The sequence below is a fragment of the Psychromonas hadalis ATCC BAA-638 genome (genome assembly GCF_000420245.1).
GTDB lineage: Bacteria > Pseudomonadota > Gammaproteobacteria > Enterobacterales > Psychromonadaceae > Psychromonas > Psychromonas hadalis.
Genome location: NZ_ATUO01000020.1, coordinates 1 through 12,109, shown reverse-complemented (window position 1 = coordinate 12,109; position 12,109 = coordinate 1). Strand labels below are relative to the sequence as shown.

The window sequence follows — 12,109 nt, the reverse complement described above, 5'->3', positions numbered from 1 at the left end:
TATAATATTAGTAAGAGTGCTTGTCGAAATTGTGTGGCAAGGTGAAAGAAACTAAAAGATGTTTCTTCATTCTTGTTCCCTTCGCAGGTATTAGCCCAATCAGGTTCCACGGATCCCACAAATAAGTGGTCTCAGCCCTTTTAAAAAACAGGGGCACTCCGACAAGATGTCGAGCATTATAATCAACCTAAATGATAAATACTACTGCCCTGACAATACAAAAGAAATAATAATGAATGACGGCTATTGCCCCACCCTTTAAAACGTAATAAAACAGATTTTTATCGTCGCCAAAAACAAAAAAACAGGTTAATTTTCATTAACCTGTTTTTGGTGTACACGTTCAATCATTTAATTACACGATAAAGGCTTCAAAAACACGTTCAACAGCCACTGAGCCAGGATCTTTAACCCCCTCTAAGCTATCACTGTTTAAATAAGAGGATCGACCCGCTTTTGCTTCTACCATGGTCGCAGTTCCCTCAGCTCCCTCTTTGGCAGCGACAATAGCCGCTTCAAAGCCCTCTTTTTGCCAAGCAATAAAAGCAGGAAACATTGCATCGATCATGGTGCGATCACCCGGTTTTGCCCCGCCATATTGCATCATCTGCTCTAAACCTGCTTGCAATGCTTGCACAGTATCACTGTGCTGCTGGTAATGATGGCCTGCTGCCGTGAAGAAGATAGAGAACAATACCCCCGATGATCCTCCCATTACCGTAGCAAGTTGCTCTCCAATGACATTGAGCAACGCGCCAGTATCATTAAGTGGTAAATTACCCGCATTAAGCTCCGCTAACACTTGACGAGCCCCCGCAGAGAACGTAGAACCAGTATCGCCATCGCCCACTAACGCATCAAGATGATTTAGCTCTTTTTCGGCAGCAATTAATGCCGTTGTCACTGTTGTAACAATCGCTGCCACTTGCGCATTTTCAGAGGCTTCAAAGGCAAAGTTAATGGATACTTTATCTTTTTTGATAATCGTTAGCGGACGCAATGGAATAGCCTCAACCCATGCATCCACTTCAACAGGTGTACGCAGTGCTTGAGCATGGTTTCCTGTTAATTCGATATATGAAATTGAGAAGCCTTTCATATCAATCGCCGTCATAAACGCCGCCGGTCCAACCACTAACTCAATGTTGTCTTTTAATTCAGATTCGATAATATCTTTACAAATAAGACTCATTTCTAATGGTGAAACACCACCTAGATTATTGATCAAAATTGCAATTTTCATATCGGTTGCAGAAAGCGATTGTTTTAATTTATCAACCATTATCGCCACAAGATCACGACAACATGTTACATCGATGGTTTTCACACCTGGCTCACCATGAATACCTAAACCTAACTCCGCTTTACCCTCAGCAATACGCTGTGTCGGCGCTTCTCCCGGCAGTGAACAACTCTCCAGCGCTAAACCAATACTTGCTGTTGCATCAATTGCACCTTGAGCTGCGATTTTAACCGCTTCTAAAGAGTCCCCCTGCTCAGCGGCATTACCCGCCACTTTATGTACAAACAAGGTGCCAGCAATACCACGTGGTTTAAGATTATCTGGAATAGAGATATCGTCATCCACCATCACCATTTCTACTTTTAGGCCCATTTTCTTTGCTTTTTCACAAGCAAGGCCAAAGTTTAAACGATCTCCAGTGTAGTTTTTGACAATCACCAAACAGCCTTTTTCTCCCGTTACATGGATAATGGCATTTAATACCGCATCCACACTCGGTGAGGCAAAAACATCACCACAAACCGCAGCCGTTAACATGCCTTTACCCACAAAACCAACATGTGCAGGCTCATGCCCAGAACCACCACCAGAGATAATAGCCACTTTATCTTGCAACCAATCGTTACGTGTCACAATACGAATTTGTGGATCGACATCCAAACGCGCAAGGTTATTATGCTTATTGCTATATAAGATGCCATCAATCGCATCATGAACTAAGGTTGTTTTATCGTTAATAAATAAACGGCTCATAATTACTCCAAAAGGTTGTTTAAAATAAATAAGGTTAAAAATAATAGAACCATCTTGCCCGAACAAAACAAGGATGCAAAAACGCCACAAATGTTTCATTAAGAAACCAAATAAAACCCGATAAGTTTCAAATCGAACCAACATATTGAATTTTAATTGTTGATGATGAAGCAGGTCACTTTTATCAGGCACTGCATTTTAAAAAAACATGACAGAATGTAAAAAAAACCGTCAAAGAGCATATTGCAGTCGCTATCAAACTCAAAAATAATTTAAAAAATGCGAAGAAGATCGCTCTTGCCTAAAAATAAAAATGTAAAAAAACAAAATATCAATACATATATAACAATAAGATAGTGAACAAATGAGAAATAAAGCAAGAAGATAGACCATTAACATTTTCTATTTATGCACTCTCTACTACAGGCATTCCGTCTAAAAATCATGTAATAGCAAACAAAAAACATATATAAGATGGTATGTGATCGCGAGGAAGAACAACAAAAAAGGCCAATTAAAATGTTAATTAGCCTTTTTATGGAAAAAATATTACCAAGGTGTTATCAATCTCGCGTTGCAGATTATTAACACATTAGCGCTTATTTTTTACTGCCTAATTCATGTGCTACCAAAATAGCCGACAATACCGACTCAGGGGTTACCACAAAGGGCATATTATGGATAGTTTCACCTTCTGCACAGGACGCTTTAGCAACCTCTAACAGTTTTTCACGATCAAGTTCTTTAACGCCCATCGCATGTAAATTAGTGGGCAAACCAACGCTGTGACAGAATTCAAGCACGGTATTGATCTCTTCCATGGGTGCATTTTCTAACACTAATTGCACTAATGTACCAAAGGCGACTTTTTCGCCATGAAAAAGATGATGACACTCTTCGAGCTTAGTTAAGCCATTATGTATCGCATGTGCGGCAGCTAAACCACTGCTTTCAAAACCAATCCCACTTAAGTAAGTATTGGCCTCAATAATATTTTCAACCGCGGGTGATGACAAACCATTTTCAACCGCTATTTTTGCTTTTAGGCCGTCAGCAAGTAATGTTTCATAACATAGTTTTGCTAATGCTTGTGCTGCTTTGGTTGGCGCACCACCCGCCATTGTTTTACCACCAGAGCGAGCATTAGCACGTGCTTCGAAATGGGTAGAAAGTGCATCGCCCATGCCAGACACTAATAAACGAGCAGGAGCACCAGCAATAATTTTACTGTCCATGATCACCATATTAGGATTGGTTGGGATCATCAAATACTCACTAAACTCACCTTCAGGCGTATAGATAACCGCTAATGCACTGGTGGGTGCATCTGTTGACGCGATTGTAGGCACAACCACAACCGGTATTTTACGATAAAAACCAATCGCTTTAGCAGTATCTAATGTTTTACCTCCACCAATACCGATGATCACATCCGCATTAGCCTGCTCACTTAACAATAATAAACGTTCAATCTCACAACGTGAACATTCACCATTAAAAATTTCCATGGTTAACGTGGAACCTTGATCAGAAAAACTTTTCTTGACCGTTTCTCCCACCAGTCCAGTAACAAACTCATCTGCAATTGCCAATGCTTGGCTACCCACGGGTTTTACATATTCACTAATAGCTGCTAATACATTTTCGCCTTGGACATACTTACTTGGTGAAATGATGATCTTATCCATAATTAATGCCTCTTATCTGATTATATTGAATTTTTTTGTTATAAAATTTGTGCCTTTAGACGGCTTGTTGTTATCATAAACGCAATCAGAACAAGGACAACTAACAGCACGCTTTTCCATCAATATCCATGATAACAGACACAAATATGACGTCCTGAGCACACCATTAAAAATGAAACTTGACTCAGCTCACAACTCTGTCGCCATTAATTAAAATCGTTTCACTTAGAATCAAAAGCAGAACAAAAACGTTTCAACTTGAAACTTTTTTGATGGTATTTACAATTCCTCGTACTGAACAGATACTATCATCTAACATCCACTTAACAATGCGTTATAAAAAGGTTTGTAATGAAAAAGTTTATCAATAAAATCGAAGATATTGTTACCGAGCAACTTGAAGGAATTTATTTAGCTCACCCCGACTTAAAAATTTCAGCCCAACCACGCTATATTTGGCGTGATAATAACAGCCATCATGTCGCTCTTATTGCAGGGGGCGGTAATGGTCATGAACCAATGCATGCAGGTTATATTGGCAAAGGCATGCTCACAGGTGCTTGCCCAGGCGAAGTTTTTACCTCACCAACTCCCGATCAGATGTACGAATGTGGCCAACAAGTTGATAATGGTCATGGGATACTCTTTTTTATTAAAAACTACACGGGTGATGTACTCAATTTTGAAACCGCCGTTGAAATGTTACATTTTGATGGTGTTAAAGTGGGCGCAGTGCTTATTGATGATGATGTCGCAGTCAAAGACAGTTTATATACTGCGGGCAGACGTGGCGTAGCAGGGACGGTGATCATTGAAAAAGTGGTTGGTGCGGCGGCAGAGCAAGGGTATGATTTAACCCAGTGTGAATTATTAGCGAGGCGCATTAATAATGGCACGCGTACTTTTGGGGTTGCCTTAACCGCTTGTACTGTTCCTGCCACGGGAAAACCCTCTTTTATGCTTGCTGATAATGAAATTGAATTTGGCGTAGGTATTCATGGGGAATCAGGCATTGAACGACGTCAATACACAGATCTTGATTCACTGGTTGAGCAGATGTTGCAGCAAATCATAAATTGCCCCCCTTACACCCGTGAAATCAGAGAGTGGGATCGTATGCTAGGCGTGTGGCAGGAACATCAAGTGACCAGTGAGCCTTTTTCAAGTGATGACCAATACATTGTATTGATCAATGGTCTGGGGGCAACACCAAGTGCAGAATTATACGGCGTATTCCGCTGTTTGCACCAACACTGTCAGCAACATAAAATAGATATAACACGCAACCTCATCGGCAATTATTGTACCTCTTTGGATATGGAAGGCTTTTCCATTACTTTTGTTAAAGCAGATAAAGAGATCTTGGCGCTCTGGGATGCACCGGTCAATACACCGGCGTTACGCTGGGGGTGCTAAATGAATAATGAAACGATCAGCAAAGAACAGCTACTTAATTGGCTTGCCTATTGTGCACAAAGCTTTAGGAAAGAGTGTCATTTTTTAACCCAACTTGATACCGATATTGGCGATGCGGATCATGGCATTAATATGAAACGTGGTTTTGATCGTGTTGCAGATAAACTCTCTGGATTAGAAAAACAACAAATCAGCGATATACTAAAAACAACGGGCATGACCCTATTACTCAGTGTGGGTGGTGCGAGTGGCCCCTTGTATAGCAGCTTTTTTATGCGCGCATCGCAAGCGGTTATTAATAAAGAAAAGCTTAACCTACAAGATTTACTCAACATGCTAAGCGCAGGTCTGGAAGGAATTATTGAGCGAGGCAGAGCCCAGGCAGGTGATAAAACACTGTGTGATGTTTGGTGGCCAGCCATCGAAACAGGCAAACAAGCACTTGAGTTGAATTTACCCTTAAATGTTGCTTTACAAAATATCTGTCAACGCGCAGAAGAAGCCGTCACCAGCACCATTGAAATGCAAGCTAAAAAAGGCCGAGCAAGTTACTTAGGCGCCCGTAGCGTGGGTTATCAAGATCCCGGAGCAACATCGACGCTGTTAATATTAAGAGCACTGCAAAAAGCACAATTAGAAAACTAAGCCCCCTTTTAGCCTGCTTAAACAAGGCGGCCTATAAACAATACCTTCGCCAATTTTGATTTAAGTTTAAAATGGAATTTCACACCATTACAAATCAACCACTTACAAGTAAAAAGTTCGCCAAAATGGGTTGGTTTCCATTTTGGCGAAGGTATTGATAAAAAATAGGGGTGTCTTTGCAAACACCTCATATCAACAATAATACTAGTTTTTATATTTAGACGGTTTCGTTGCTAGAGGCTCTTTACTGCGCTCTACACGCACCATTAATTCACCCCATGTTGCCACTAAAGGCGCTTTAAATGAACGTCGCGTACCGTTATAAACAGGATTGATCATCCCTTCAAACTCACCACGACACACTACTTTACCATCAATGCACTCACCACGACGAATATCAAAACGTACCCATGCATGCTCACTCATATCAAACTGGATATGCAACGGCTTAGTGGATAGCGGATAATAAGCAACTATTTTCCCATCGATAATACACTCTGCATAATAAGCAATCGATTCATCTTTTACCGTCAGTAGAAAATCAACAACATCATTAGCCACATCCTGTCCGGGTAAAACATCCCCATTATTGATAGTAAAAGCTAACTGGCATTGACGCTCTAAATAGACATGACCACTACGTAAGCCATTGATTATCGCATTACCACTTAACCCTTGTGCATAGACAAAAGTAGCGGGATCACCATAAATAGAAGGCACGGTTGCATTTGCATAACGCTCATGGGGTTCAAGGTGCGAATCACTGCCACCGACGCCGGCAATACAATGCCCTGCATTCCATATTTCAGTTAATATTTCTAATGCCCCCTCCGTCGCCTCTGGCGAAGTGGGCCAAGTCGGATCACAACAAATTTCTAATGTATTAACATTGGTTAATAGCATTTCACCATAAACCCAATGCCAAGGTTTCATGGCAGGGTGATTAATACTGATATTACACGGCTCACTATTTGCTAATGACAGCCCTTGCTCAATTAACGCACTGGCACGATAATCGGCATTAAACATATCCAAACCGCGACGGGCACCGTGGACATTAAAATGCCCTTTACCCGTGGTTATCTCGAGACTGGGTAGAATTAAGGTGTTTGCTAAAACAGGTAATTGCGGATGACAAATATTGTGATCCGTCAAAAAGAAAAAATCGAGGGCTTGTTGTTCAACGATCTGACCGGCTGCTTCTAAACTATTATTACCATCAGAAAGTTGCGTGTGCGCATGTAAATCGCCTCTATACCAAGCAGCACCCGCACGTTTTTGTTTATCATAATCAAAAACAATCTGGTTTTCTTTTGTACAAGATAACTCAGTGACTACCTGTAGTGATTTTTCAGGCACATTAAAGTTGACTTCAACAGTATAAGACATCGCCTTAGGGCTACGGTTCTCTCCTTCTAGATTATAAATCTGTAATTGCCATTCCCCTTCGGGGATCTCGCCTGAAAAACCACCTAATGAAGCACAACCAGCACTGATCACCACTTCAGTATCACGCTTTTCAAACATTAAATTTGCACGTAATTTTTGATGACTATCATACAGGTAAGCATATAACAGACCTTTTTTTACCGTGGTGCCTGTTAACTGAATTGAATGCGTATTAGTGGGCACATTAAAAGTGAGAACACGATGGCCAAAGGTCAATTCGTCAGAAAATGTATACATGATAAATCCTTACTAGTCACAGGGAAAATGGCCATCTTTACTTATAGTTGGCACTATTATTTGAAGGTCGGTTCCATCATTTTTCTGAAAAATAGTGATGAAAATAAACCTGTTTCTTTTATAGCTAAGTAACTTTATTAACAAAGTTGCTTAGCTATAAAAGTGGCGCGTAATTCGCCACATAAAATCCCCGTTACTCTTGATAACGGGGAAAGACTATTCCATCTCTGTTGCGCTTAATGCAGGTTGTTGCTCAGCTGATTTTTTTGATGCTTGTTTCTTCTTCAATAACAGTAAGAGAATAGAGAACACCATACCCACCAACGAAACTACCGCACCAATTCCAAATATCATCTCATAAGCCTCAATCGCAGGGTAATTATCGATGATCCAACCATTTAAAGTGTACGCCCAGAAAATAGAGGCATAAGCGGCGAATGAACCAACACTCATTGCGGCTCCACTGTATTTTTTAGGGACACCTGATTCTGCGATGGGCGCCAGAATAATACTTTTTGCCAGAAATGAGCTGAATGAGAAACAAACTAGCAACACCATGTTTATCATCAACATATCCGCAGATTTAGGTAACATGATGGTAATAGCAAGACAGCTTGCGGTGAGTGCAAGCGCCACCAACATCATTTTTATGGATGATTTAAAAATAAAGTCAGCAATAAAACCACTCACCAGTCCAGCGATAATACCCATGGCAGCCGTATTTACAATGCCAAAGAAAGCCGCTTGTGTGGTGGTTAAACCAAATACTGCTTGTAGGTAAGGCACGGTGTAAATAAGGGTAATATAGGTCCAATACACCGTTAAAGAGGTTAACGCGGCAAGCCATAGCGTTGGCATTTTAAATACATACGCCAACCCTTTTAAGGCCTCTTTATTTTTATTTTGTCCCGCTTCGACATCAAACTCATTGTTGGGAACAAATTTCCACACACAAAAAATCATCGGTAATATAAGCAAGGTATAAAGTACAATCGCACCTTGGAACACTAAAATAGAGCCCCCTAAAAGTGCCATCACCGCAATAACGCCAGCATTCATACTCATTTCTGCACCACGACGCACAGATTCAAGCAACCCAAATGCCATGCCTTTATTTTTATCACCTGACATTAATGTCACACCATTTAGCACTGCGGGCCAGAATATTGCATCAATAACTCCCCATAACCCGGCGATCACCATTAAGTAACTAAACCCAGGGGCAAAAATGATAATTGACATCAAGCTTAAAAAACGCACAAACAAACTGATCATCAGAATGTTTTTCACTGGGAAACGATTGTTTACCCAACCAGCAGGAATATAGAAAAACATTGCCGAACCTATCAAGGTAAATAACACCCCAATTTCTGTATTGCTAATGCTTAAGACATCTAATAACAAGTTATAAAATGTGCCTTTAAAAGCTTCAAAAGCGGAATACATTATCTGCCCAGACATCACTACAGATATAAATCCATAAAATTGTTTATTGGAGGTAAAACCAATTTTTTCTAATATTTTCATTGTGTATAGTCCATATGTAGGTTGGCGCTTTATAGCAAACAGAAAGAGCGTGTGCTCCATCAATCAATAAGCTAACAATACTCACATCTTTTTGATCTTGATGTCGGTATCGCAACTGGTAAGGATACGATAAACACAATTAACTCAAAGGTAACGATCTACTAGATAGTGGTGGCATTATTCTTGAAGAGGTGCACAACGCCCCCCGCAAACGCACACAGAAAAACAGAAAACGAGGATAAGATCACACTATAAGAAAATACTCACAACAACGTTTCAATATGAAATAAACAAAAAAAACAAACGTTCCATATCGAAACAAAGTAAGGGTAAACGGTTGTTATTACCCATTTTGCTACCTCACTTACTTGTGTTTCCAGCGATTAATCACTTATTTTCTGGGAAATTTGATATTTTTTTAATTTTCGCCACAATGTTGTGCGCCCAATTTGTAATGCCTTGGCAATTTCATTCACTCGCCCATCAAAACGATCCCAAGCCTGCTGAATAGCTTGTTTCTCTACCGCTTCAAGGCTTTGAATATAACCATTACCAGACAACTCCCCTTCTCTTGGCTCTTCCAATAATTGACTCGGCAAGTCATCAATAGTGATTAAATCTCCGGTACGATTTAATACTATTTTCTCAACTTTATTTTGTAACTCAGAAAGATTACCGGGCCATGAATAGTTATAGAGTAGTTGCAACGCCTCTTCCGTTATTGACAAACTCGTTTTGTAACGCTTCTCTAAACGTATAATTTGCCGTTGTACCAACTCTGCAATATCCTCTTGACGCTGCCTTAATGGGGGAATATTTAATTCAACAGCACTGATCGCATAATAGAGGTGGCGTCGAAAAGTACCTTGGTTAACATATTGATCTAGATCAGCACTGGTGGAGGTGATCAATTGGAAATTAACCGGAATCATACGATTGCTACTGGTACGCATAAACAGGTTATTTTTTAACATTTGCAGTAGCGCAGATTGTACTTCTGAACAGAGAAACTCTACCTGCTCTAGATAGATAGTACCGCCATTTGCTAATTCAAATTTTGACAATTGTCCCTCGCCGTCATCACAACCTAATAACTCACGCACCATATTTTCAGGTTGAATCATTTTACAATTAATGATTAAAAAAGGCCCTTTGCTATTATCACTAAGGTGGTGCATCGCCTGTGCAATTTTATTTTTTCCCACCCCCTCTTCACCGCGTAATAAAATAGGATTTTTCGTTTTCGCGGCTCTTTTGGCAATGGTTTGTACTTTTTTCATCTTTTTAGAGTGCGTCACTAAGGAATCAAAACTCAGTTCAACGTTATTACCAATATTACGCTGCGCAAAACGGCGAATAGTTTCCAGAGGATGAATAAAAAACAAAAAACCCTCATCACCAAGTGGCCTCAGAGTGACTAACGCCTCTATAAATTCACCTTGGCATTCAAAGGTTATTTCCAAGTGAGACAACTTTTCTCTATTTTTTATACCCAGCTTAATAACCGGAGGTAACATGATGATTTTATGTAATAACGAGCCAACAATATGCTCTCTTTGCAACTTAAACTTACTGGCAGCTTGATCGTTCATTAAGGTAATACGCAGATCTTTATCCCAAGCAATAATGCCATCATCCATACATTCCAATACCGCATTACGTTGGTTCAAAATTAGATTTGAATCGTACAAGCTATTTTCTAACTGCAATAAACTACTGACTTCTTTGGCACAAGAGGTGATCAGCGCCGCATCTGATTGCTGATAATTTTCCATATCAGTAAACAATAACAAACAGGCTTTAAGGCGCCCATCAATATCAAAAACAGGTGCCGCATGGCAACCATAACCGTGTAAGTGCTGATTAAAGTGTTGCGCAGAAAAGACCGTTTCAGGCTGATGTGTGTGCAAACTAAGGCTAACGGCATTGGTACCCACTCGCCCCTCCGTCCAAAATGCTCCTAGCTTGAATCCAAGTTGCTTAGCTTGTTCGATACTTTTATCTGAGCCTAAAATCGCGAGGCTACACCCCGTTGCATCGGTTACAAACAGAGCACAGTTTTTGGGCTCTAGCATACGGTAGGCATCTTCTAATACCGTTTCAGAAATCGCGACGATTTCATTATTACGATGCACAAATGAGCGTAAAGTATTGCCCGATGCCACATTGGGTTTATGCCATTCATAGGGCGAGCATTGGCGAATACAACGAGCCCAAGAGTCATGAATCGGAGAGTGAGTAAACTCAGGAGAAACCCAACGATGCTTTTGGAAGAACTTCCAGCAAGTGAGTACGCTTTCAACATTAATAAGAGGAATATTATTTGACATGATTTAGGCTACGTAATATAAAATAAGCGCTAAACTTACTCCGAGGCCATGCTAGGGTCAAGGCATTTACGTTTCATTTTGAATCAGTGATACTATCGTTAACTTGTTTTTTAGGTGTAATATTGAATCAAAAGAGTAATGTGAATGCTATCACTACTTTATAAAACCCGCATTTATTTTTGTTAAAAACCCCGTCAACTGCTGTATTTCATGTTCCTCAAAAGAGGCGGTTAAGCACTGTGTAAGCTGCAAATGTGCAGCATCGTGTTCAGCAAACAGCAACTCACCTTGTGTTGTTAATTGCACTAAAATAGAACGCCTATCAGTTTCATGAGCAACACGTTTAACCAGATCGGCACTGACCATTTTGTCGACCTGCACCGTTAATGTGCCCATGGTAATACCTATTTTTTCTGCGAGTTTTTTCATTGGCATTGCACCAAATGCCCCCAAAATCTCAACGGCGTGAATTAAAGGCAAAGACAACCCTTTGCCTTTAATTGTCTCTAATTCCCAAGCGGATAACTTTTCATAAAACTCAATGAAGGCATGATTTAGTTGCGCTGTATTTGATTTCATGACATCTCACTTTAGGTTAATTTCATTGGCATTGGCATTTTACCCGTCGCATCATTTATTTCAATGGTCAAATGTGCAAGTTTATCAAAGGGGGACAATAATTGCTTATAATGCGCGGTTGTTAAGGGCTGCACCGAAACCACCGAGATAATAGCAGCAAAATGATCGGCACTGATTTTCCAAATATGGATATCACTGATCTGTTGATCAGGCTCAGATTCAATGCAGTTGATGATCTGCTG

Annotated in this window: 8 protein-coding genes, 1 pseudogene and 1 riboswitch; of the genes and pseudogenes, 2 read left to right on the top strand and 7 right to left on the bottom strand. The window is 40.3% G+C overall.

Translation table 11 applies throughout. The features are described from left to right. Nucleotides 1–59: 59 nt before the first annotated feature. Nucleotides 60–171: riboswitch (TPP riboswitch) on the bottom strand. 184 nt (nucleotides 172–355) lie between these two features. Beyond that, nucleotides 356–1,996: a dihydroxyacetone kinase subunit DhaK gene (locus G322_RS0104250; RefSeq protein ID WP_028866405.1), complete on the bottom strand. Its 1,641-nt coding sequence runs from the start codon at nucleotides 1,994–1,996 to the stop codon at nucleotides 356–358. 599 nt (nucleotides 1,997–2,595) lie between these two features. Next, on the bottom strand, nucleotides 2,596–3,684 hold the full coding sequence (locus G322_RS0104245) for a glycerol dehydrogenase (protein WP_022940569.1): 1,089 nt from the start codon (nucleotides 3,682–3,684) through the stop codon (nucleotides 2,596–2,598). A gap of 351 nt (nucleotides 3,685–4,035) precedes the next feature. On the opposite strand from G322_RS0104245, the gene dhaK reads away from it, so the two are divergent. After that, nucleotides 4,036–5,100, top strand: a complete 1,065-nt coding sequence (gene dhaK / locus G322_RS0104240) for a dihydroxyacetone kinase subunit DhaK (protein WP_022940568.1) — start codon at nucleotides 4,036–4,038, stop codon at nucleotides 5,098–5,100. Then, on the top strand, nucleotides 5,101–5,745 hold the full coding sequence (gene dhaL / locus G322_RS0104235) for a dihydroxyacetone kinase subunit DhaL (RefSeq protein WP_022940567.1): 645 nt from the start codon (nucleotides 5,101–5,103) through the stop codon (nucleotides 5,743–5,745). Nucleotides 5,746–5,949: 204 nt separating this feature from the next. Here dhaL and G322_RS19905 read toward each other — a convergent pair whose 3' ends face one another. From G322_RS19905 to G322_RS23675, 5 genes and pseudogenes are all read right to left on the bottom strand, one after another. Then, nucleotides 5,950–7,431 carry a CehA/McbA family metallohydrolase gene (locus G322_RS19905; RefSeq protein ID WP_022940566.1) on the bottom strand — a complete coding sequence of 494 codons (1,482 nt, stop codon included), beginning with the start codon at nucleotides 7,429–7,431 and terminating at the stop codon, nucleotides 5,950–5,952. A gap of 216 nt (nucleotides 7,432–7,647) precedes the next feature. Then, nucleotides 7,648–8,958, bottom strand: coding sequence for an MFS transporter (locus tag G322_RS0104225; protein WP_022940565.1), 1,311 nt, complete (start codon nucleotides 8,956–8,958; stop codon nucleotides 7,648–7,650). A 383-nt stretch (nucleotides 8,959–9,341) separates the two neighbouring features. After that, a complete protein-coding gene (gene dhaR / locus G322_RS0104220) occupies nucleotides 9,342–11,288 on the bottom strand; it encodes a dihydroxyacetone kinase operon transcriptional regulator DhaR (RefSeq protein WP_033422013.1) in 1,947 nt (648 codons plus the stop codon). A gap of 153 nt (nucleotides 11,289–11,441) precedes the next feature. Then, nucleotides 11,442–11,867: a MarR family winged helix-turn-helix transcriptional regulator gene (locus tag G322_RS0104215; RefSeq protein WP_022940563.1), complete on the bottom strand. Its 426-nt coding sequence runs from the start codon at nucleotides 11,865–11,867 to the stop codon at nucleotides 11,442–11,444. Between the two features lie 11 nt (nucleotides 11,868–11,878). Further along, nucleotides 11,879–12,109, bottom strand: a pseudogene (locus G322_RS23675) (hypothetical protein); the annotation flags it as partial.